The sequence below is a fragment of the Amycolatopsis sp. NPDC051758 genome (assembly GCF_044453095.1).
Lineage (GTDB): Bacteria > Actinomycetota > Actinomycetes > Mycobacteriales > Pseudonocardiaceae > Amycolatopsis.
The window spans coordinates 349,684-370,217 of sequence record NZ_JBITCJ010000012.1; the positions used below are offsets into that span (position 1 = coordinate 349,684).

General features: G+C 71.3%; 20 protein-coding genes and 1 other RNA gene. 9 read left to right on the forward strand and 12 right to left on the reverse strand.

Annotated elements, in window-relative coordinates; translation table 11 throughout:
• Nucleotides 1–12: 12 nt before the first annotated feature.
• Nucleotides 13–720, reverse strand: a complete 708-nt coding sequence (locus ACIA5G_RS43260) for a dienelactone hydrolase family protein (RefSeq protein ID WP_395934328.1) — start codon at nt 718–720, stop codon at nt 13–15.
• A 26-nt stretch (nt 721–746) separates the two neighbouring features.
• On the opposite strand from ACIA5G_RS43260, the gene ACIA5G_RS43265 reads away from it, so the two are divergent.
• Both ACIA5G_RS43265 and ACIA5G_RS43270 read left to right on the forward strand, forming a co-directional pair.
• Complete coding sequence (locus tag ACIA5G_RS43265; protein ID WP_086863938.1) at nt 747–956, forward strand: hypothetical protein; 210 nt, start codon at nt 747–749, stop codon at nt 954–956.
• Nucleotides 953–1,699, forward strand: a complete 747-nt coding sequence (locus ACIA5G_RS43270) for a hypothetical protein (protein ID WP_395934330.1) — start codon at nt 953–955, stop codon at nt 1,697–1,699. Before ACIA5G_RS43265 ends, ACIA5G_RS43270 begins: the two co-directional genes overlap by 4 nt.
• Here ACIA5G_RS43270 and ACIA5G_RS43275 read toward each other — a convergent pair.
• Together ACIA5G_RS43275 and ACIA5G_RS43280 are read right to left on the reverse strand one after the other, a co-directional pair.
• Nucleotides 1,681–1,902: a hypothetical protein gene (locus ACIA5G_RS43275; protein WP_395934332.1), complete on the reverse strand. Its 222-nt coding sequence runs from the start codon at nt 1,900–1,902 to the stop codon at nt 1,681–1,683. The genes ACIA5G_RS43270 and ACIA5G_RS43275 overlap by 19 nt on opposite strands.
• Nucleotides 1,903–1,910: 8 nt before the next feature.
• Nucleotides 1,911–3,038 (reverse strand): anion permease, encoded by a 1,128-nt coding sequence (locus ACIA5G_RS43280; protein ID WP_395934334.1) that lies wholly within the window; start codon nt 3,036–3,038, stop codon nt 1,911–1,913.
• Nucleotides 3,039–3,269: 231 nt separating this feature from the next.
• Between ACIA5G_RS43280 and ACIA5G_RS43285 the strand changes: the two genes are divergently transcribed.
• Entirely contained in the window at nt 3,270–4,679 is a 1,410-nt protein-coding gene (locus tag ACIA5G_RS43285) for an acyltransferase (protein WP_395934336.1), read from the forward strand.
• Here the strand turns inward: ACIA5G_RS43285 and ACIA5G_RS43290 are convergent.
• A complete protein-coding gene (locus tag ACIA5G_RS43290; RefSeq protein WP_395934338.1) occupies nt 4,650–5,450 on the reverse strand; it encodes an acetylxylan esterase in 801 nt (266 codons plus the stop codon). The two genes, ACIA5G_RS43285 and ACIA5G_RS43290, sit on opposite strands and share 30 nt — an antisense overlap.
• Before the next feature lie 237 nt (nt 5,451–5,687).
• On the opposite strand from ACIA5G_RS43290, the gene ACIA5G_RS43295 reads away from it, so the two are divergent.
• Complete coding sequence (locus ACIA5G_RS43295; protein WP_395934340.1) at nt 5,688–6,554, forward strand: esterase/lipase family protein; 867 nt, start codon at nt 5,688–5,690, stop codon at nt 6,552–6,554.
• Here ACIA5G_RS43295 and ACIA5G_RS43300 read toward each other — a convergent pair.
• The 6 genes from ACIA5G_RS43300 to hutH all read right to left on the reverse strand — a co-directional run bounded on the left by ACIA5G_RS43300 (nt 6,538) and on the right by hutH (nt 14,594).
• Nucleotides 6,538–7,695 (reverse strand): FAD-dependent oxidoreductase, encoded by a 1,158-nt coding sequence (locus ACIA5G_RS43300; protein ID WP_395934342.1) that lies wholly within the window; start codon nt 7,693–7,695, stop codon nt 6,538–6,540. The two genes, ACIA5G_RS43295 and ACIA5G_RS43300, sit on opposite strands and share 17 nt — an antisense overlap.
• 108 nt (nt 7,696–7,803) lie before the next feature.
• Nucleotides 7,804–8,949: an imidazolonepropionase gene (gene hutI, locus ACIA5G_RS43305; protein ID WP_395934344.1), complete on the reverse strand. Its 1,146-nt coding sequence runs from the start codon at nt 8,947–8,949 to the stop codon at nt 7,804–7,806.
• On the reverse strand, nt 8,937–10,226 hold the full coding sequence (locus ACIA5G_RS43310) for a formimidoylglutamate deiminase (protein ID WP_395934346.1): 1,290 nt from the start codon (nt 10,224–10,226) through the stop codon (nt 8,937–8,939). Before ACIA5G_RS43310 ends, hutI begins: the two co-directional genes overlap by 13 nt.
• Nucleotides 10,223–11,419: an allantoate amidohydrolase gene (locus ACIA5G_RS43315; protein WP_395934348.1), complete on the reverse strand. Its 1,197-nt coding sequence runs from the start codon at nt 11,417–11,419 to the stop codon at nt 10,223–10,225. Before ACIA5G_RS43315 ends, ACIA5G_RS43310 begins: the two co-directional genes overlap by 4 nt.
• Nucleotides 11,416–13,068, reverse strand: coding sequence for a urocanate hydratase (hutU, locus tag ACIA5G_RS43320; protein WP_395934350.1), 1,653 nt, complete (start codon nt 13,066–13,068; stop codon nt 11,416–11,418). Before hutU ends, ACIA5G_RS43315 begins: the two co-directional genes overlap by 4 nt.
• Entirely contained in the window at nt 13,068–14,594 is a 1,527-nt protein-coding gene (hutH, locus tag ACIA5G_RS43325) for a histidine ammonia-lyase (RefSeq protein ID WP_395934352.1), read from the reverse strand. Before hutH ends, hutU begins: the two co-directional genes overlap by 1 nt.
• Nucleotides 14,595–14,791: 197 nt before the next feature.
• On the opposite strand from hutH, the gene ACIA5G_RS43330 reads away from it, so the two are divergent.
• Together ACIA5G_RS43330 and ACIA5G_RS43335 are read left to right on the forward strand one after the other, a co-directional pair.
• On the forward strand, nt 14,792–15,574 hold the full coding sequence (locus ACIA5G_RS43330; protein WP_395934354.1) for an IclR family transcriptional regulator: 783 nt from the start codon (nt 14,792–14,794) through the stop codon (nt 15,572–15,574).
• A gap of 87 nt (nt 15,575–15,661) precedes the next feature.
• Entirely contained in the window at nt 15,662–16,894 is a 1,233-nt protein-coding gene (locus ACIA5G_RS43335) for a diguanylate cyclase (protein WP_395934442.1), read from the forward strand.
• Nucleotides 16,895–16,912: 18 nt separating this feature from the next.
• Here ACIA5G_RS43335 and ACIA5G_RS43340 read toward each other — a convergent pair whose 3' ends face one another.
• The gene (locus tag ACIA5G_RS43340; protein WP_395934356.1) at nt 16,913–17,125 is read right to left on the reverse strand and encodes a hypothetical protein; all 213 of its coding nucleotides are present in this window, start codon (nt 17,123–17,125) and stop codon (nt 16,913–16,915) included.
• A gap of 336 nt (nt 17,126–17,461) precedes the next feature.
• Nucleotides 17,462–17,828, reverse strand: a transfer-messenger RNA (tmRNA) gene (gene ssrA / locus ACIA5G_RS43345).
• Nucleotides 17,829–17,987: 159 nt separating this feature from the next.
• On the opposite strand from ssrA, the gene ACIA5G_RS43350 reads away from it, so the two are divergent.
• From ACIA5G_RS43350 to ACIA5G_RS43360, 3 genes are read left to right on the forward strand one after another with little or no spacing between them, the layout of a single operon-like run.
• On the forward strand, nt 17,988–18,662 hold the full coding sequence (locus tag ACIA5G_RS43350; RefSeq protein ID WP_395934358.1) for a sensor domain-containing protein: 675 nt from the start codon (nt 17,988–17,990) through the stop codon (nt 18,660–18,662).
• A complete protein-coding gene (locus ACIA5G_RS43355) occupies nt 18,659–19,789 on the forward strand; it encodes a sensor histidine kinase (protein WP_395934360.1) in 1,131 nt (376 codons plus the stop codon). The genes ACIA5G_RS43350 and ACIA5G_RS43355 overlap by 4 nt, the downstream gene beginning before the upstream one ends.
• A gap of 39 nt (nt 19,790–19,828) precedes the next feature.
• Entirely contained in the window at nt 19,829–20,470 is a 642-nt protein-coding gene (locus ACIA5G_RS43360) for a response regulator (protein ID WP_395934362.1), read from the forward strand.
• The last annotated feature ends 64 nt before the right edge of the window (nt 20,471–20,534 follow it).

Here is a 20,534-nt window from a genome sequence, read left to right on the forward strand (position 1 = left end):
CCGCGCCGAAAGTCAACCCTTCAGGCTGTCCACGAACGCCAGGGTCTGCGGCCACGACAGCGCGAAGGCATCGGCATTGACCGCGGTGCCGTGCCGCGCCGAGTCGCTGAAGCCGTGCTCCGCGCCCGGGAAGTGCTGAGTGAACGTCGCGCCCCGGGGCCGGGACTGCAACGCCGTCTGCAGCCGCGCGAACGTCGAATGCGAGACGACCGAATCGGCCTCCGGGTACGCGACGAGCACCGGCGCCGTGATCTCCGGGGCCAGGGCGACGGTGTCCAGGTCGTGGTTCGGCGGCGCCGGGTCGCGGACCGTCGGGTGGTACGCGACCACACCGGAAAGCCGCTGGTCACGGGCCGCGAGCAGGAGCGCGAACCGGCCGCCGAGGCACCAGCCCATGACTCCGGCCGACGTGCAGCTGAGGTCGCCGAGCAGGTGGTCGAGCAACATCGTCTGCTCCGCGAGCGCGGCCTCGTCACGCAGCTCGCCGAGCTTCGCGCCGAGGTCCTCGCGGGGCGTGTTGTCGGTGCTCGCGCCGTGGAAGACGTCCCAGGTCAGCGCCGTGACGCCACGACCGGCCAGCTCGTCGGCCCAGGCTCGGACCTGCTCGCCGATGCCGGTGATCATCGGCAGGAGCAGCAGCCCGGACGCTGACCCGCCGGCCGGGCGGGCCAGGTACGCGGAAAGGTCGCCGACACGGACCGTGGACGTCTCGATGCTCATGTCCGCATGATGCATCATGATCCACCATGGCCGAGCGCACACTCGCCGAGCAGTTGGGCGGCTACCTCCCCGAAGGCATCGAGGCCCTCGAAGAGCACGAGCGGCAGGACCTCGCCGACGCCCTGCGCGACGCACGCAGGCGGCAGGCCAAGGCGCTCGCCGAAGCGGGCGAAGAAGGCCTCCGGTACGTCCCCGCGCTGCTGCGCGGAGCGGTCCGGAAGGCGGTCGGGCTGTGACCGCCTACTACGAAGCCGAGGCCGAGATCCTCAAGCTGGCGCGGGTCCTCGGCGTCGAGCCGGAGCGCCTCGAGTACCTCGCGCGGGTCGACGCCGACGACCTGCGGGCGTTCCGCGACCAGGTCACCGACACGCTGTTCGACGCCAACATCGCCGTGCTGCAGCGGATGGCCCTGGCCGCACGGCTGCTGCCCGGCGGGGTGCTCGCCAAGATCGCCGAGAAGGTGTTCGGCCCGCTGCTGTGCGCCCGGATCGCCGGCCTGGTCGAGGTCTCGCGCGGGGTCGACGTCGCCAAGCGGCTGAGCCCCCGGTTCCTGGCGGAGGTCGCCGCCGACCTCGACCCGCGGCGGGCCAGCGCGATCATCTCGCGCATCCCGCTGGACACCGTCCTCGCGGTCGCCGCCGAGCTGGCCCGGCGCGAGGACTGGATCACCCTCGGCCGGTTCGTCGGCCACCTGCCGGACCCGACCGTCCGCCGGGCCCTCGACGAAATCGACGACCCGGGCCTGCTGCGGATCGCCTTCGTGCTCGACGACAAGAACCGCATCGACCACGTCGTCGGCCTGCTCCCGGCCCATCGGCTCGGCCGGCTGCTCACCGCGGCGGCCGCCGACGAGGACCTCTGGACCCCGGCGCTGGACCTGCTGACCCACCTGGGCGAAGACCGCCGGGCCACGCTGAAGCCGATGGCCGGCGGCCTGCCCGACGGCCTGCGGGAACGTGTTCAGGCGACGATCAAGTAGATCCCGAAGGCGACGATCGCCGCGCAGACGGTGAAGCAGACGACCGCGCCGGCCAGCGGGCCGGTGCCCGAGCCGCCCGCCGCACGGGCCGAGTCGCGCTGCGAAAGCCCGACCACCCCGAAGGAGAACAGGCTCGTCAGCACGACCACCGAGCCGAGGGCGATGACGAAGACGATGCCGAGGGAACCCCAGTCGATGTTCACGGCGCTCCTCAGGCGTTGGCCGGCTGCTGCACAGCGGGCTCGGGCTCGGTGATGGAATTCGCGTTGATCGGGTTCCGCCGCGACGCGAGGTAGATGCCCACCGCGATGACGACCCCGGCGAGGCCGATCAGGACCGTGCCCCAGGTGCCGAGCGTCGACACCTCGGCGGCGATCGCGCCGACGATCGCGGCGGCGGGCAGCGTCAGCGCCCAGGCGACGACCATCTTGCCCGCGACGCCCCAGCGGACTTCGGCGAGCTTGCGGCCGAGGCCGGAGCCGATGATGCCGCCCGAGCAGACGTGCGTGGTGGACAGCGCGAACCCGAGGTGCGCCGAGGTGAGGATGACCGCCGCGGCGCTGGTTTCGGCCGCGAACCCTTGCGGCGTCTGGATTTCCGTGAGCTTCTTGCCCATCGTCTGGATGATCCGCCAGCCGCCGAGGTAGGTGCCGAGCGCGATCGCGGTGCCCGCGGTCAGGATCACCCAGAGCGGCGGGCCCGAGTTCGGGGCGAGCGAGCCGGACGCGATCAGCGTCAGCGTGATGACACCCATGGTCTTCTGCGCGTCGTTCGTGCCGTGCGCGAGCGACACCAGCGAGGCCGAAGCGATCTGACCGGCCTTGAACGTCTTGCCCACGGTGTCCTGCTTCGCGCGGGCGGTGATCCGGTAGACGAGGAACGTGCCCAGCGTCGCGACGATCCCGGCGACGATCGGCGAGGCGAGCGCCGGGATGAGGACCTTCTCGACCACCTTGCCGAAGTGGACGGCGTCCGAGCCGGAAGCGATCCAGGTGGCGCCGATCAGCCCGCCGAACAGCGCGTGCGACGAGCTCGACGGCAGCCCGATCAGCCAGGTCACCAGGTTCCACACGATGGCCCCGACCAGGCCGGCGAAGATGATCACCGGGGTCACCTTCGTGTCGTCGACGATGCCGCCGGAGATCGTCTTCGCGACTTCGACCGAGAGGAACGCGCCGACGAGGTTCAGCACCGCGGACACCCCGACCGCGACCCGCGGCTTGAGGGCGCCGGTGGCGATGGACGTGGCCATCGCGTTCGCGGTGTCGTGGAAGCCGTTGGTGAAGTCGAAAGCGAGTGCCGCGACGATCACCACCAGCACGATCAGCGAGAAGTCCATGGGCGGCTCTCCCGTCTAGAAGTCGGATACGACGCTACCCACGGGGTGCCCGGGCCCCGATCCCGAGCGCGTGACGGCTGGCTGAACTCTCAATGAACCCGTAAGCGCTTCCTCGACAAGGCCGACATTTCGGGCGGTGGTAGGGCAAACCCGACCCCTCACCCGGTGGTCTGGCCCAGTGCGCCCACCCCGGATGGCTGCAACCGTCGATGCCGGACGAAAGGGGCATCGATGAACAAGCTGGGGTGGGCGGTCGTCGCGACGGTGACGTCGGCCGTGTTGTTCTTCTTCGGTACGGGCCTGGATCCGGTACCCGAGCTCGCGTGGCTGGCGCCGCTGCCGATCCTCCTGCTCGCGCCCCGCGTCCCCGGTGCGGCCGCGCTCGGCTGCGCGTTTGTCGCCTACCTCGCGGGCAGCGCCGGCAGCTGGAGCTACTTCTGGCACTCGCTGGCGGTTCCGCGCCCGGCGGCGATCGCGATCCTGGGCGGGAGCGCGCTGCTGTTCGTGTTGTCCGCGGGCCTCTTCCGGCTGCTGGTCCGGCGCGGCCATGGCTTCCTGGCCGCGCTCGCCGCGCCCGCGTTGTGGACCGTCGCGCTCTACGGTGTTTCGCTGCTCAACCCGACCGGGCTGATGGGCACCTTGATGACCACCCAGGCCGACCGGCCGGACGTCCTGCGGATCGCCGCGGTCACCGGTGGCTGGGGGGTGGAGTTCCTGGTGCTGTTCGTCCCGGCCGCCGTCGCCGCCGCGCTCGCCCCCGGCGTCCGCGCCCGATCCCGCCTGACCGGGCTCGTCGCCGTGGCCGCCGCGCTGGGCGCGCTCGTCTTCTGGAGCGTTCCGGCGCCCGCCGGGCCGTCGACGCGGATCGCCCTGGTCGCGCCGGGGCAGAGCCGCTGGGCGGTCGACGTCGCCACCCCGGACGGCCAGGCGCTCGTCCAGTCCTATGTGGACCAGATCCGCCGGCTGCCGGACGGCGCCCAGGCCGTCGTGCTCCCCGAAGCGGCCTTCGCGGTGGACCAGGCCAGCCGTCCTCGGCTCGTCGACGCCTTCGCCGATGTCGCCCGCACGAGGAACCTCGACGTGGTCACCGGCGTGCTCGACACCACCTCCGCAGGCCGCTTCAACGCCGCGCTCGCCGTGCCGCCGTCCGGTGCGCCGGTCGAATACCACAAGTGGCACAACGGGGATTCGAAGAACATCGCGGACGGCACCGAGCTCGCGCACCTCGCCGGGATCGGGCTCATGGTGTGCATGGACGTCAACTTCGCCGATCCCAGCGGGGACTACGGCGACGCCGGGACGGGGCTGGTCCTCATCCCGGCGTCCGACGAGAACGTCGACGGCTGGGTGCACAGCCGCACAGCCCTGATCCGCGGTGTCGAGAACGGCTTCTCGGTGGCGTGGAGCGCGGCCCACGGCACGCCGATGCTCGCGGACGCCCGGGGCCACGTCCTGGCCGACGCGCACACCGGCGGCCGCCCGTTCACGGTGGTCGTCGCCGACGTCCCGGTCGGCTCGGGCAAGACCTTCTATGCGCGCTTCGGTGACTGGTTCGCCTGGCTCTGCGGCCTGGTCGCGGTGGCCGGGATCGTCGTGGGCGCCCGCAAGGCGTCAGACTTCGAGCGCCTTGGTGTTGCGTAGCACCTTCGACCACGCCGGGTCGGCGCAGAGCGTGCAGCCTGGGCCGAAGAAGACACCGCGCGCCTGCGCGTCACGCTTGAGCCAGTAGCTGAACCACGCGGTGATCGCGCCGCGGAAGCCACCGCCGTCACCGGCCGGGGTGAAGTGGGTGGCGCCGGCGAGCTCGCCGTAGACCGCGGGAACGTGCGACGCGGCGTAGTAGCGCGGGATCACCAGCAGCCCCGGCAGCACGATGGTGTCGAACTGGCCGCCGAGGAAGAACACCGGGCCGTGCAGCGCGGGCACGGACCCGAGCGGTCCCGGCTCGATCGGGACGGTGGTGGTGACGAGCGGGTCGGCGCCCGCGGCGATGGCCCCGCCGCCACCCTGGGAGTGCCCGGTCGCGCCGACGTGCGCGGTGTCGATCCGGCCGTAGTACTTGCTGCCGGGCCGGCTGTTCTCCGCAACGAGCGTGCGGGCGCCGGCCAGCATATCCTGGCCGGTGCCGGAGTTCGGCGTGTTGGCGGCCGCGACGACGAAGCCGTGCGACGCGAGGTGACGCAGCAGCGGCGCGTAGACGGCGGGGATCGCGCCGGTGCCGTTGCCCCAGACGATCACCGGGTGCCGGCCGCCGCCGAGGTCGGCGGGCCGGAAGACGGTGTGGCCGGCGTCGAGGGCTTCGGTGACGACGGAGAACGGCCCGGGCTGGTCCCAGCTCGCCGTTTCGGCCTGCGCCGGCTGCGGGATCACGAGCAGGACCGTCAAGAGCGCCAGGAACCACAGCCGTCGCATCACGTTCTCCTGTTTCGCCGTCGGAACAGTAGACGACCATGATCGGCCGGAGACCGCCCCGCCTGCGCTGGGAGTGGGCTCAAGATTCACTCGTCCGGGTTGTGACCGGGCCCAAGCCGTTGTGATCGATCACAATGGCGGCCGGTCAACTCTGAGCTTCGTCCCATGTCGCGCCCGGCCGGCTGTGTCACATCATGACTTCCGTCACTACTGACGGGTAACTGGAGGCAACGGAAGATGCGGGTCACCAACGGCGGTGCCAAGCGAATCCTGACCACGCTGGTCGCGGCGGTCACCCTCGGCGTGGCCGCTCCGGCGGTCGCCGAGGCCGCGCCGGGCAGCGGCTGGAACAACTGGTCGTGCGCGCCGAGCGCGCAGCACCCGGAGCCGGTGGTGCTCGTGCACGGCCTCGGCGCCAACAACACGGTCAACTGGTTCTTCCACGCGCCGAAGATCGCCGCGCAGGGTTACTGCGTCTACTCCCTGACCTACGGCACCGGCATCCTCGGCCCGGGGGTCGGCGGGCTCGCGTCCATGCGGGACAGCGCGGCGCAGCTGGGCCGGTTCGTCGACCGCGTCCGCACCGCCACCGGCGCGGCGAAGGTCGACATCGTCGGGCACTCCGAAGGCAGCACGATGCCCGCGTACTACCTCAAGTTCCTCGGCGGCGCGGCGAAGGTCGAGCACTTCGTCGGTTTCGGCGCCAACTACCGCGGAACCACCCTCGGCGGCCTCGACGCGCTCGCCAAAGCACTCCTGACGACCGTGCCCGGCCTGCGGGCGATCCTGAAGACCGCGTGCGGGGCGTGCACCGAATACCTGGCTCCGTCGGCGTTCCTGGACGACCTCGCCCGCGGCGGCGTGCACGTCGCCGGCCCGGCGTACACGAGCATCGTGAGCAAGTACGACGAGGTCGTCACCCCGTACACCAGCGGCATCCTGAACGAGCCGGGCGCGACGGACATCGTGCTGCAGGACTTCTGCTCGGCCGATGCTTCGGGCCACCTGAGCCAGGCGATCGACCCGAACGTCACCGGCCTGATCCTGCACGCGCTCGATGCGTCCTACACACCGAAGTGCACGCCGTTCACGCTCCCGTTGTGAGCGGGTTCTGCCCGAGGAACCGGCGCCCGTTCTCCGCGGACTCCCGCACGGCGGCGAACCCGTAGTCCACCATCTCGGACTCGTAGGCCGCCACGGCCTCGAGCAGCGGAGCCCCGGCCAGCGCGGACGCCAACGCCGCACCATCGCGCAACGCGGTGTTGGCGCCCGCGCCACCGGCCGGGCTCATCGCGTGGATCGCGTCACCGACGAGCGTCACCCGCGACGGTTCCCACGGCCCGATCGGCACGCTCGTGCGGATCGGCTGCGGGAACGTCGCGGCGACGTCCCAGTGCTCGACAAACGCGCGGACCCGCGGATGCCAGCCGTCGACCAGGCCGAGCGCCAGTTTCTGCAGGTCATCCGGGGACAACGCGGCCAGTTCGGCATCGGTCCGGCCGAGGACCTCCCGCCGCGTGCCGACCGCGCACGTCATGTAAGGGTCGTGGTCGCGCAGCTTGATGTCCGGCACCAGCCGGACCACCGCGCTCGCGACCGGTTCCGGGTAGTCGACCGGCGCGAACCCGGCCATCGTCCGCTCCGGCGAGACGGCCATCGAAAAAATCGCGAACATCTCGGGGTCGAACAGCCGCCGGGTGTCCGCGGTGAGCGGGATCCGGCCGTAGAGGTGCACAAGCCCGGCGTCGACGACTTCGGCGTGCGGCAAGTGCTGCCGCCGCACCGGGGAATTGACCCCGTCCGCGCCGACCAGCAGGCTGCCGCGCGCGGAAGTCCCGTCGGCGAAAAACGCTGTCACGCCGTCATCATCGGTTTTGTGGTGCGTGAATCGCTTGCCGTAGTGGACTTCCTGGCCGTGCAGCAGGATCTGCCGCAGGGTGAAGCGGTTGATGTTGAGGTGGGTGCCCTCGTCTTCCAGCCGTGTGAGCAGCCGCAGCTGCTCGTCGTAGACGTTCGTGTGCGGCAGCGCCCGGCCCGCGGTGGCGCGGAAGAGTTCGTGCAGCTCGGGACGCAGCACCTCGCTCAGCGCCGTGTCGCCGGCGCCGTCGATGTGCAGGCGGTAACCCTGCTTCCGGAACTCCGGTGCGGGATCACGTTCGTGGACCTGGCACGGGATTCCGGCTTGCCGCAGGCCTTGGGCGAGGCACAGGCCACCCAGACCGGCACCGATGATGATCACGGACACAGCTGTCCCTTCGTCGCTTCCGAGGAAGGGACGCACAGGTAAGCCTGCTCTTCGGTGCCCGGACTAACCCATACCGGACTGTGTCTTCGCGCGTCCTCGTTTCCGACGTTAGCGCACGCGATCCCCGGCGCGCCACACCATTTTTGTCAGCGGTACTCCCGGCCGGTACGCCAAGTGCGTCACCGAAGGCGCGTCGAGCACGTGGATGTCCGCCCGGGCGCCCGGCCGCAGCACGCCGACGTCGTCGCGGCGCAACGCCTTCGCACCGCCCGCCGTGGCCGACCAGACGGCTTCCTCGATCGTCATCCGCATCTGCAGCACCGCCGTCGCAACGCAGAACGCCATCGACGTCGTGTACGAGCTGCCCGGGTTGGCGTTGCTGGCCAGCGCGACCGTCGCGCCCGCGTCGAGCAGCCGCCGTGCCGGGGCGAGTGATTGCCGGGTCGACAAATCGCACGCGGGCAGCAAAGTCGCCACCGTGCCGGACGCGGCCAGCGCCTCGACGTCGGCGTCCGAAAGGTACGTGCAGTGGTCGACGCTCGCCGCTCCCAGCTCCACGGCCAGCCGCACGCCCGGACCCTCGCCGAGCTGGTTGCCGTGCACACGCAGGCCGAGCCCGCGCCCGGCGGCAGCCTTCAGCACCCGTGCCGACTGGGCCTCGTCGAACGCGCCGGTCTCGCAGAAGACGTCCGCCCAGCGCACGCTTTCCGCGACGGCGTCGAGCATCTCGCCGCACACCAGGTCCACATAGGACTCGGCGTCGGCACCCGGCGGCACCAGGTGCGCGCCGAGGAACGTGACCTCGTCGGCCACCTCCCCGGCGATCCGGGCGCTCCGGGCCTCGTCCGCGACGGTCAGCCCGTAGCCCGTCTTCGTCTCCAAGCAGGTTGTCCCCTGCCGGGCCGCCTCCTCGACGTGGCGGCGCAGGTTCGCCGCCAGCTGCTCGTCGGACGCCTCGCGCGTCGCGCCGACGGTGATCGCGATCCCGCCCGCGGTGTACGGCTTTCCCGCCATCCGGGCTTCGAACTCGGCGGTGCGGTCCCCGGCAAAAACGAGGTGCGTGTGACTGTCGACCCAGCCGGGCAGCACCGCGCGGCCTTCGACGTCGACCCGCTCGTCGGCGTCCGGCGCTTGGCCGGCCGGCCCCACCCAGGCCACCTCGGCGCCGTCGAGCACCAGGGCGGCATCGGTCAGGCGACCCAGCTCGGGATCGTTCGTCGTCAGTTCGCCGATCCCCGTGATCAGGACTGCCACAGTGCCTCGATCTCCTTCGCCAGCAAGGTTTCCGGTCGTTCGATGAGCAGGTGCGAGCCGTCCCGCACAACCTCGCGGCCCGCGACGACGACGTGCCGGACGTCGGCCCCGGACGCGGCGAACACCACACCCGACGGCTCGATCCCGGCCGTCCGCACCGAATCCAGGCCGACGGTGACGAAGTCCGCACCCTGACCTTCGGCCAGCGCACCGACCTCGGGCCAGCCGACGGCAGCGTGGTCGGTCCCGGCTTCGAGGAGTTCCTCGGCGCTGAACCGGCCGCGTTCCTCACTGGCCAGCCGGTCGTCCAGCTCCAGCGCGCGAGTCTCCTCGAAGGCGTCGACAACGGCGTTGCTGTCGCTGCCGACGCTCAGCCGCACCCCGGCGTCGCGCAGCGCGCGGGCCGGGCCGATGCCGTCGCCGAGGTCACGTTCGGTCGTCGGGCAGAAGCACGCGCGGGCGCGGGCGGCGCCGAGCCGTTCGATGTCGAGCCGGGTCAGGTGGGTGGCGTGCACGGCGACGAGCCGCTCGGTCAGCGCCCCGCGGCTGTGCAGCAGCTCGGTCGGCGTGCAGCCGTAAGCGGCCAGGCACTGCTCGTTCTCGGCCCGCTGCTCGGAAAGGTGGATGTGCACGACCCGCGCACTGTCCACAAGCGACAACTGGTCCGCCGGAACGGCGCGGACCGAGTGGATCGCGGCGCCGACCCGGAACAGGTCGTCTTCCTTCAAGGACGCGACGCGCTCCGCCCAGGCCGAAGCCGAGCCGTCGGAGAAGCGCCGCTGGACCTCGTCCGGCTCGACGCCGATTCCGCCCGCGAGGTAACACGTGTCGAGCAGGGTCAGCCGGATCCCGGCGTCCGCGGCGGCCTGCCGCAGCGCCTCCCCCATCGCGTTCGGGTCGGCGTACGGCTTTCCGCCGGGGGCGTGGTGCAGGTAGTGGAACTCGCCCACACTCGTGTACCCGCCCAGGACCATCTCGGCGTAAACCCCGCGCGCCAGCCGGTAGTACGTGCCGGGGTCGAGCCGCGACGCAAGTGCGTACATCCGTTCGCGCCACGTCCAGAACGTGCCGCGCTCGTGGTGCGTCCGGCCCCGCAGCGCCCGGTGGAAGGCGTGCGAATGCCCGTTCGCGAACCCCGGCAGGGTCAGTCCGCTCAGGACGTCGCCACCGCGCGGCGCACCCGCCGTCACCGAAGTGATCCGGCCGTCGGACACCTCGATCGCGACCGCGTCGGCGATCCCGTCCGGCAGCCAGGCCCGTTCGCACCAGTAAGTCATCGCGCCAGCTCTTCCAGCGCCGTCGCCAGCGCCTGCGCACCCGCCTCGACGTCGTCGGCCTCGGCGAACTCCTCCGGCGAATGGCTGATGCCGGTCGGGTTGCGCACGTAGAGCATCCCCGCCGGGACGAACCCGGCGAGGATCGCGGCGTCGTGGCCGGCGCCGGTCGGCAGCTCCGGCACCCCACCGAGCCAGCCACCGAGGTCACGGCGCAGGGTTTCGTCGAACACGACGTCACCGGAGTACGACTCCCGGGTCACCTGGACCTGGCAGCCCTCTTCCTTCGCCGCGTCCGACGCCGCCCGGCTGATCTCGGCGACCAGTCCCGGGGTGCCTTCGCCGGGCACCCGCGCGTCGAGCCAGAGGTCCACTGTGGACGCGATGACGTTCGTCCCGCCGGGGGTCGGCACGAGCCGGCCGACGGTCGCCCGCGCGTCCGGCACGTTCGCGGCCAGCCGCCGGACGGCGGTGACCGTCGCGGCGGCGGGCAGCATCGGGTCCGTGCGGTCGGCGAGCAGGGTCGCCCCGGCGTGGTTGCCCTGTCCCGAGAAGGAGAACCGCCACCGGCCGTGCGCGATCACCGTGCTGCCGACGGCCACCGGCGAACCGAGGTCGATCAGCCCGCGTCCCTGCTCGACGTGCAGCTCGAGGAACCGTCCGATCCGGCCGAGCCGCTCGCCGTCCGGCCCCATCCGCGCCGGGTCGACGCCGGCCTTCGCGGCCGCCTCGGCGAACGTCACACCGTCGGCGTCACGCAGGCCGCGCGCCTTGTCGGGGTCGATGGTGCCGGTGAGCAGCCGCGAGCCCAGGCAGGGCACGCCGAACCGGCCGCCCTCCTCCTCGGCGAAGACGACCACGGCGATCGGCTTGCGCGGCCGGAACTCCTTGGCCTGCAAGGCTTCCACGGCGGCCAGTGCGCTGGCGACACCGAGCGGGCCGTCGAACGCGCCGCCACCCGGCACCGAGTCGAGGTGGCTGCCGGTGACCACGGCGTTGCGCCCCGGCGGCCCCCACCAGGCCCAGATGTTGCCGTTGCGGTCGGTCTCGACGTCCAGCCCGAGCCCGAGCGCGCGGTCGACGAACCACGTGCGCAGGTCGTGCTCCGGCGTGTCGAAGGCGTGGCGGGAGTAGCCACCGCGCTTCGGGTCGCGCCCGACGTCGTCGATCTCGGCCAGAAGCTCAGAAGCGGTCACGCATCCTCCTGCATCGGCACCCGCACGCCACGCTCGGCGGCGACGTCGGCCGCGCGATCGTAACCGGCGTCGACGTGCCGGATGACGCCCATTCCCGGGTCGTTGGTGAGCACGCGCTCCAGCTTCTGCGCGGCCAGCGCCGTCCCGTCGGCCACGCTGACCTGCCCGGCGTGGATCGAGCGGCCCATGCCGACCCCGCCACCGTGGTGGATCGAGACCCAGCTGGCGCCGGACGAGGTGTTGACCAGCGCGTTCAGCAACGGCCAATCGGCGATCGCGTCGGAGCCGTCGGCCATGCCCTCGGTCTCCCGGTACGGCGAAGCGACGCTGCCGGAGTCGAGGTGGTCACGGCCGATGACGACCGGCGCCTTCAGCTCACCGCTGGCCACCATCTCGTTGAACCGCAGGCCGGCCAAGTGGCGTTCGCCGTAGCCGAGCCAGCAGATGCGCGCCGGCAGTCCCTGGAACGCGACGCGCTCGCCGGCCAGCTTGATCCAGCGGGCCAGGGATTCGTTCTCCGGGAACAGTTCCAGCATCGCGCGGTCGGTGGCCGCGATGTCCTCCGGGTCGCCGGAAAGCGCTGCCCAGCGGAACGGGCCGTTGCCCTCGCAGAACAGCGGGCGGATGTAGGCGGGCACAAATCCGGGGAAGTCGAACGCGCGCTCGCAGCCGCCGAGCTTCGCCTCGCCGCGCAGGGAGTTGCCGTAGTCGAAGACCTCCGCGCCCTTGTCGAGGAAGCCGAGCATGGCGTCGACGTGGTCGGCCATCGACTCACGCGAGCGGTCGGTGAACTCGTCGGGCTTCTTGGCCGCGTAGTCGTGCCAGTCGTCGACGCTGACGCCCTTGGGCAGGTACGAAAGCGGGTCGTGCGCGGACGTCTGGTCGGTGACGATGTCGACCTCGACGCCCCGGCGGAGCAGCTCCGGCAGCACCTCGGCGGCGTTGCCGACCACGCCGACCGACAGCGCGCGCTTCTCCTGCTTGGCCTTGGTGACGCGCGCGATGGCGTCGTCCAGGTCGTCGGCGACCTCATCGAGGTAACGGGTCTCGACGCGGCGGTGCGCGCGCTGCGGGTCACACTCGATGACCAGCGCGACACCGTCGTTCATGGTCACGGCGAGGGGCTGCGCGCCGCCCATGCCGCCGAGGCCGGCGGTCACGGTCAGCGTCCCGCGAAGGGATCCGCCGAACTTCTTCTTCGCGACGGCGGCGAACGTCTCGTAGGTGCCCTGGAGGATGCCCTGGGTGCCGATGTAGATCCACGAGCCGGCCGTCATCTGGCCGTACATCGTCAGGCCCTGCTGCTCGAGCCGGCGGAACTCGGGCCAGGTCGCCCAGTCGCCGACCAGGTTCGAGTTGGCGATCAGCACGCGCGGCGCCCACTCGTGCGTGCGGAACACGCCGACCGGCTTGCCGGACTGGACGAGCAGCGTCTCGTCGATGTCCAAAGTGGTCAGTTCGCGGGTGATCGCGTCGAAGCTGGCCCAGTTGCGGGCGGCCTTGCCGGTGCCGCCGTAGACGACCAGGTCCTCGGGCCGCTCGGCGACGTCGGGGTCGAGGTTGTTGTGGAACATCCGCAGCGCGGCTTCGGTCTGCCACGACTTGGCGGTGAGCTGGGTGCCGCGGGCGGCACGGACTACGCGGGACATCAGACCTCCAGACGGGCGGCGTCGAGGACGGCGCCGGAGCGGACGAGTTCTTCGGCGGCCGCGATCTCGGGCGCCAGGTGCCGGTCGGGGCCGGGGCCCGCGACCTTCGTGCGGAGCAGGTCGCGGACGGCGCCGGTGACCGGGGACGGTGTCAGCGGCGCCCGGAAGTCCAGCGCGCGGGCGGCCGTCAGCAGCTCGATCGCGAGCACGGTCGTCAAGCCTTCGACGGCCTTGCGCAGCTTGCGCGCGGCCGACCAGCCCATGGAGACGTGGTCCTCCTGCATGGCGCTGCTCGGGATCGAGTCGACGGACGCGGGCACCGCGAGCCGCTTGAGCTCGCTGACGATGGCGGCCTGCGTGTACTGGGCGATCATGTGGCCGGAGTCGACGCCGGGGTCATCGGCGAGGAACGGCGGCAGGCCGTGCGAACGCGCCTTGTCGAGCATCCGGTCGGTGCGGCGCTCGGCGATGCTGGCGACGTCGGCGATCGGGATGGCCAGGAAGTCCAGCACGTAGGCGACGGGCGCGCCGTGGAAGTTGCCGTTGGACTCGACCCGGCCGTCGGCGAGCACGACCGGGTTGTCCACAGCGGACGCGAGCTCACGGTCGCCGACGAGTTCGGCGTGGGTCAGGCTGTCGCGCGCGGCGCCGTGGACCTGCGGGGCGCAGCGCAGCGAGTAGGCGTCCTGGACGCGGTTGCAGTCCGGGCCGCGGTGGCTCTCGACGATCTTCGAACCCTGCAGCGCTTTCCACATCCGCGCAGCACTCAGCGCTTGCCCGGGGTGCGGGCGCAGGGCCTGGAGGTCGGCGGCGAACGCGCGGTCGGTGCCGAGCAGCGCCTCGACGCTCATCGCCGCGGTGAGGTCGGCGATGTCGAAGAGCCGGTGCAGGTCGGCGGCGGCGAGCAGGAGCATGCCGAGCATGCCGTCGGTGCCGTTGGTGAGGGCGAGGCCCTCCTTCTCGGCGAGGACGACCGGCTCGATGCCGGCGTGCTTCAGCGCTTCTTCTGCCTTCATGACCGCACCGCGGTATTCGACTTCGCCCTCCCCCATCAGCGCCAGCGCGACGGCGGCCAGCGGCGCGAGATCGCCGGAGCAGCCCAGCGAGCCGTACTCGTGGACGATCGGGGTGATGCCCGCGTTGAGCAGGGCCGCAAGCGTTTGCGCGGTACCCGGCCGGACGCCGGTGTAGCCACTGGCAAGGGTCCGCAGGCGCAGCAGCATGAGCCCGCGGACAACCTCGGTCTCGACGGCCGGCCCGGCCCCGGCGGCGTGCGAGCGGATCAGGCTGCGCTGCAGCGCGGTCCGGCTCTCCACCGGGATGTGGCGGGTGGCGAGCGCACCGAAGCCGGTCGAGACGCCGTAGGTCGGCGTGACGGCGTGAGCGAGGTTCTCGATGTGCAGGCGGGTCGCGGCGAGGTTCTTCTCGGCCGCGTCGCTGAGCCCGACCGGCGCGTGGCCGCGGACGACGTCGACAACCTGGGCGGCGGTCAGGGGTTCCGGGCCCAGGAGCACTTTTTCCGGCATGGGCCCATTGGACATCGTCCTTCCCGCTGGTGGGACGCCCCACGGAGTGGTTCCGTCTGACATCCCAGACACCCGAGTTACCCTGGCCCCGAACGCCCCAATGTGGCGTTGGGTGCATCTGACGCACCGAACGCCACATTGGGTGCGTTGGACGCACCCAACGCCACATTGGGGCGCATGGCCGCGGGAGGTGAGCGGTGGGTGAGAGCAGTGAAGTTCCGGCGCTGCGGCGCGGGCTCGCCGTGCTGCGGCTGCTGGCAACGCGCCCGGGCCCGGTGACGGCGGCGGCGATCGCGCGGGAAGCCGGGCTCCCCCGCTCGACGACGTACCACCTGCTCAATGAGCTCGAGGCCGCCGGCTTCGTTGTCCACCTACCGTCGGAACGCCGCTACGGCCTCGGCATCGCGGCCTTCGAACTGGGCTCGGCGTACCTGCGTCACGACCCCCTCGAGCGGCTGGCCGGGCCGCTGCTGCGCAAGCTCGTCGACCGCGCCGGGCACACCGCGCACCTGGGCGTGCTGCACGGCAACGAGTCGCTCTACCTGATCAAGGAACGTCCGGCCCGGCCGGAAACGCTGGTCACCGAGGTCGGCGTCCGGTTGCCGGCGCAGCTGACCGCGTCCGGCCGGGCGATCCTGCGGCACCTGCCGGCCCCGCACGTCCGGGCGCTGTTCCCGTCGGCCTCGAAATTCGTGCTTCGCACCGGCCGCGGCCCGCGCACGCTCGCCGAGCTGCGCCGCACCCTCACCGCGGAGCGGCGGCTCGGCTGGTCGGTCGAGGACGGGCACGTCACCGACGGCTTCGCCTCGGTGGCCTGCCCGGTCTTCGACCACGGCGCCCGCCCGATGGCGGCGATCAGCGTGACGTTGCGCCACCACTGCACGGCGGAACCGTGTGCGGAAACCTGGCCCGAGCTGGCCGCCGAAGTGGCGGCGACGGCCGCCGAGCTGACGACGCGCATCGGCGGCCACCCGGGCTGACGCCCTGCGGCCGAACGGCGCAACTGTCACCGGACGGCTCGATTCCGCTCCGCACGGTATCTACCGTTTCGAGGGGCGATGGACAGGATCGGGCTCCGGCGCTGGGCGCTGTGGGGGCAGGGACCGCGGGTGGCCGCGTACTGCCTGGTGAGCGAGGCCACGGCGGTGGTGCTGGCGCTGCGGCCGGCACCGATCGTGGTCGACCGGCGAACCCTGGCCGTACTCGCGGCGCTGCTGGCCCTCGGCGTGGTCCAGGCGGAAGCCGGACGCCGGGTGGAGCGGAACCAGCGCCGGATGTCGAAGGCGCCGCACATCAACATGACGTCGGTGTGGACGTTCGCCGGGGTGCTGCTGCTCCCCCCGGCACTGCTCGCGGCCCTGGTCGCCGGGTTGTACCTGCACCTGGCGGTGCGCAGCTGGTACCGCCTGCTGCCGGCCTGGCGGACGATCAGCAACGCGGCGATCATCCTGCTCTCGTGCCACGCGGCCCAGGCGGTGCTGCGCGAGACCGGCATCAACGACATCCACTCGGCGGTGGCCCACGGCCGGACGGGAACATTCGCCGTGGCCACGGCCGTGGTGACGTTCTTCGTGGTGAACGCCCTGCTGGTGCTCCCGGCCCGTCGCGAACCGGGCCGGACACCGGTGGCGCTGTTCGGCACCTGGTCGGACAACGGCCTGGAGCTGGCAACGTTGTGCCTGGGCGTCCTGAACGCCCTCACGCTGGCGACGCTGCCCGGTCTCGTCGTGCTGGTCCTGCCCCAGGTCCTGCTGCTGCACCGCACGGTGCTGGCAAAGCAGTGGGAAGTGGCAGCGCACCGCGACGAAAAAACCGGCCTCCACAACGCGGGAGGCTGGCGCCACCTGGCCGAACGACAGCTGAAGGAAGCAAAGCGCCACCACAGCACGTTCGGCTTGCTGATGCTGGACCTGGACCACTTCAAGCAGGTCAACGACACCTACGGCCACCTGGCCGGCGACGCGGTCCTCCGAGCAGTAGCCCAAACAATCACCACAGCGGTCCGAAGCCGCGAAGACGCGGTAGGCCGCTTCGGCGGCGAAGAGTTCGTAGTGCTGCTCCCAGGCATCAACCAGCCGGAAACCACGGCAATAGCCGAACGAATCCGCCAGGCGATCGCCATCCTGACAGTCCCGCAAGGACAGAGGTCCATAACGGGCCTGTCGGTGTCGATAGGCGTAGCGCGCTACCCGAGAACGGGAACAACCCTGCAGCGCCTCCTGGACGCGGCAGACACCGCCCTCTACAACGCCAAAGCAACAGGCCGGAACAAGGTGGTCAACGCACCGGACCCACCCTGAACCGCAAGATCGACAAGATCAAGCAGAAGCCCGCTGCCGCCGCCCGACATCAAGCCCCAGCATGGCGAGCAGCTCAGCACACTCCTGCGAGTCCGAGGAGTGCCCGGCCACGGTGATCAAAGCCCGATCATTCTGCTCATTGAGCCGTTCCGCCTCCTCAGCGCGTATGACACCCATACGGCTGTCTTCATCATTGGCGGTAGAGCTGCCATTGTGCCGGGCCCAGGTCATCTGGCCACCTACTTCCGGCCCCAGCGGGTGCGGAGCCATGGTCGGACCCCCAGCATGACACTCACACAATCTTCACCCACAAGTGGCCCCCACCACACAGTCGACGGACGGCCCCCCGCAAGCGGTAACCGGCACCCCCGCCCCCCACTCCCACCCCCCCACCCACCCACGCAACCACCAGGGGGCAAGGGGCGAAGCCCCAGAGGAGGGCCCGGGGCGAAGCCCCGAGGGGTCCAGGGGGCGGAGCCCCTTGGCGGGGGCCTGGGGGTCCGACCCCCAGACAAGCACCCGAGAACGAAGAGAAGGCCCAGCCCCGAAGGGGCGTGGGCCTTCTCGCAGTGGAGGTGCCGGGAATTGAACCCGGGTCCTCTGGCGTATCAACAGGGCTTCTCCGTGCGCAGTCCGCTACGTCTCTACTTGGCACCCTCAGTCACGCGAACAAGCTGAGGTGACGAGCCCAGCCACTGTTTGCTTCACGACTGTTCCCCGTGGCCGGGACAGCCGCTGAGCCTCCTAGCTGATGCCGGTACCCGGGTCGGAGGCGAACCCGGGCCGACAGAGACGCACTCGCTCAGGCGGCGAGGGCGTACTCGCGCTGGTTAGAACCGGCGCTTATTGGTTGCGATGACGCTTACGGTGGTCTCTCGCCTGCACCGGCACGCTTCTCCTGAATCAACGTCCAAAGTCGAAACCGTTCACCCCCTTGGTGGGAACACAACCTCTCCACTATAACGCGTCCCGCCATCTCTTTACTCCAGGCGGGTAGGGCCAGCCCTACCAGGAGGATGCCCGCGCGCACCATGTCGGACGGGGCCCGGAAACGCGAGGCTGGGAGCCATCGTGGGATGAAGGGAGCCCGGTCATGGGCAACGAGAGGCGGGATCCGCCGTTCGGCGGTTCGGTGGTGTTCCTGCTGATGAACCTGCCGCTGGGGGTGTTGGCGTTCACGTTGCTGACGTCGTTCACGGCGGCCGGGCTGGGGACCGCGGTGGTGTGGGTGGGCGTCGGCCTGCTCGCGCTCGTCGTGCTGGCGGTGCGGGGGGCCGCCCGCCTGGAGCGTGCGCGGGTCTACGCGCTGCTGGACCGGTACATCGACCTGCCGTACCTGCCGCTGCCGGCCGGTGGCCAGAAGGACCGGTGGAAGGGGCGGCTGAAGGACCTGTCGACGTGGCGGGACCTGCTGTACTTCTTCGTCCTGTTCCCGCTGGGCCTGGTCGAGTTCGTGCTGGTGACGGCGTTCTGGTCGACGAGCCTGGCGCTGGCGGGGCTGCCGATCTACTTCCGGTGGCTGCCGGAGGGCGCGTACTACTTCCCGTCGTTCGACGTGCGGTGGCTGACCGTGGATTCGACGGTGGAAGCGCTACCGTGGGCGGCGCTGGGGGTGCTGTTCATCGCGTTGTCCGTGGCGCTGACGAAGGCACTGGCGGGGGTGCACGCCCAGCTGGCGGGTGCGCTGCTGGGGCCGACCGTGGCGCAGCGCCGTCGGATGGAGCGCTGGTGGGAAGAAGCGGAAGAGAAGAACCTGGTGGCGGGATGACCGAGGTGCAGCAGCTGGACCACCCGCGGCCGAACCCGGCGCGCACGATCGTCTACATGATCGTGAGCTTCGTCTTCCGGATCCTGCAGTTCGTGCTGATCGTGACGGGGATCGCGGTGGGGGTCGGCACGGTCGTGGTGTGGGTCGGGTTCCCGATCCTGCTGGCGACGACGAGCTTCGTCCGCTGGTCGGCGGACCGGGAGCGGGGCTGGCTGGGGTCGATGCTGCAGGTGCCGCTGCCGCCGGTGGAGCGGCGTCCGGTCGAGGGCATGGCGCTGGTCCGCCGGTGGATGACGCGGCTGAGCGACCCGACGACGTGGCGGGACCTGGCCTACCTGATGGCGGCGTTCCCGCTGGCGTGTGTCGAGCTGGGGATCGCGCTGGCGTCGATCGTGCTGCTGCCGATGGCGATCTGGGTGACGCCGTGGCTGGGCTGGCTGCACGGTGAGCTGGGTGTCGCGCTGCTGGGCCCGAACCGCACGAAGCGGCTCGAGCAGAAGGCCGAACGGCTGCAGGCTTCGCGGGCGCGAGGGGTGGACGCGGCGGAGGCCGAACGCCGGCGCATCGAGCGTGACCTGCACGACGGCGCGCAGCAGCGGCTGGTGGCGGTCGCGATGAGCCTGGGCCGGGCGAAGTCGAAGTTCGACCACGACCCGGAGGGTGTGCGGGCGCTGATCGACGAGGCGCACGCGGACGCGAAGCTCGCGGTGTCGGAGCTGCGGGACCTGGCGCGGGGCATCTACCCGGCGGTCCTCGGCGACCGGGGGCTCGACGCGGCACTGTCGGCGCAGGCGGCGAAGTCGCCGATCCCGGTCGACGTGCAGGTGGACGTGAACCCGCGGCCGCCGGCCGCGGTGGAGACGACGGCGTACTTCATCGTCGGCGAGACGCTGACGAACATCGCGAAGCACTCCGGAGCGTCCGAAGCGGGCGTGAAGGTGTGGCGGACCGACGACCACGTGGTGGTCGAAATCATCGACAACGGTCACGGCGGCGCCGAGGTGCGCCCGGGCGGCGGGCTGGCCGGCCTGGCCGACCGCGCCGCGACCATCGACGGCGTGATCACCGTGGTCAGCCCGGTGGGCGGGCCGACCGTAATCCGGGCTGACCTCCCTTGCCAGTGGTGAATAGGCTGGACCCCGTTCATCCACGAGCTTGGGGGCCGGATGCGGGTAGTCATCGCCGAGGACGCCGTGCTGCTGCGGGCCGGGGTGACCCGCCTGCTCGCCGACGAAGGCATCGAGACGGTCGCAGCCGTCGACAACGGGGACGACCTGCTCGGCGCGGTCACCGAACATCGCCCTGACCTGGCCATCGTCGACGTCCGGATGCCCCCGACGTTCACCGACGAGGGCTTGCGCGCGGCACTGGCGGCGCGCAAGGAGATCCCGGGGCTGCCGGTGCTGGTGCTCTCGCAGTACGTCGAGGAGTCGTACGCGGTGGAGCTGCTTTCGGGCGGCGCCGGCGGGGTCGGCTACCTGCTGAAGGAGCGCGTCGCGGACGTCGCCGACTTCCTCGACGCGGTCCGCCGGGTGGCGAACGGCGGCACGGCGATCGACCCGGACGTCATCGCCCAGCTGATGGCCCGCGGCCGCCGCAACCCCCTCGACGCGCTGACCGCCCGCGAGTCCGAGGTCCTCGGCCTGATGGCGCAGGGCCTGTCGAACACGGCGATCGCGAACTCCCTGGTCGTCTCGCACGGCGCGGTGGAGAAGCACATCGGCAACATCTTCTCGAAGCTCGGCTTGGAAGCCAGCGCGGAGGAACACCGTCGCGTTCGTGCGGTCCTCACCTACCTGGGTCGCTGAGCGACTGACGGTGACCAAAAGTCCCGTAGGGTGGACGTAGGGTCACCCGTTCCGCGGGCGGCAC

Bases quoted from the DNA above. Each gene is read 5' to 3' on its own strand.
- ACIA5G_RS43260 (WP_395934328.1), bottom strand. From the start codon at position 720: ATGAGCATCGAGACGTCCACGGTCCGTGTCGGCGACCTTTCCGCGTAC.
- ACIA5G_RS43265 (WP_086863938.1), top strand. From the start codon at position 747: ATGGCCGAGCGCACACTCGCCGAGCAGTTGGGCGGCTACCTCCCCGAA.
- ACIA5G_RS43280 (WP_395934334.1), bottom strand. From the start codon at position 3,038: ATGGACTTCTCGCTGATCGTGCTGGTGGTGATCGTCGCGGCACTCGCT.
- ACIA5G_RS43285 (WP_395934336.1), top strand. From the start codon at position 3,270: ATGAACAAGCTGGGGTGGGCGGTCGTCGCGACGGTGACGTCGGCCGTG.
- ACIA5G_RS43290 (WP_395934338.1), bottom strand. From the start codon at position 5,450: ATGCGACGGCTGTGGTTCCTGGCGCTCTTGACGGTCCTGCTCGTGATC.
- ACIA5G_RS43295 (WP_395934340.1), top strand. From the start codon at position 5,688: ATGCGGGTCACCAACGGCGGTGCCAAGCGAATCCTGACCACGCTGGTC.
- ACIA5G_RS43310 (WP_395934346.1), bottom strand. From the start codon at position 10,226: ATGACTTACTGGTGCGAACGGGCCTGGCTGCCGGACGGGATCGCCGAC.
- hutU (WP_395934350.1), bottom strand. From the start codon at position 13,068: ATGTCCCGCGTAGTCCGTGCCGCCCGCGGCACCCAGCTCACCGCCAAG.
- hutH (WP_395934352.1), bottom strand. From the start codon at position 14,594: ATGCCGGAAAAAGTGCTCCTGGGCCCGGAACCCCTGACCGCCGCCCAG.
- ACIA5G_RS43340 (WP_395934356.1), bottom strand. From the start codon at position 17,125: ATGACCTGGGCCCGGCACAATGGCAGCTCTACCGCCAATGATGAAGAC.
- ACIA5G_RS43350 (WP_395934358.1), top strand. From the start codon at position 17,988: ATGGGCAACGAGAGGCGGGATCCGCCGTTCGGCGGTTCGGTGGTGTTC.
- ACIA5G_RS43355 (WP_395934360.1), top strand. From the start codon at position 18,659: ATGACCGAGGTGCAGCAGCTGGACCACCCGCGGCCGAACCCGGCGCGC.
- ACIA5G_RS43360 (WP_395934362.1), top strand. From the start codon at position 19,829: ATGCGGGTAGTCATCGCCGAGGACGCCGTGCTGCTGCGGGCCGGGGTG.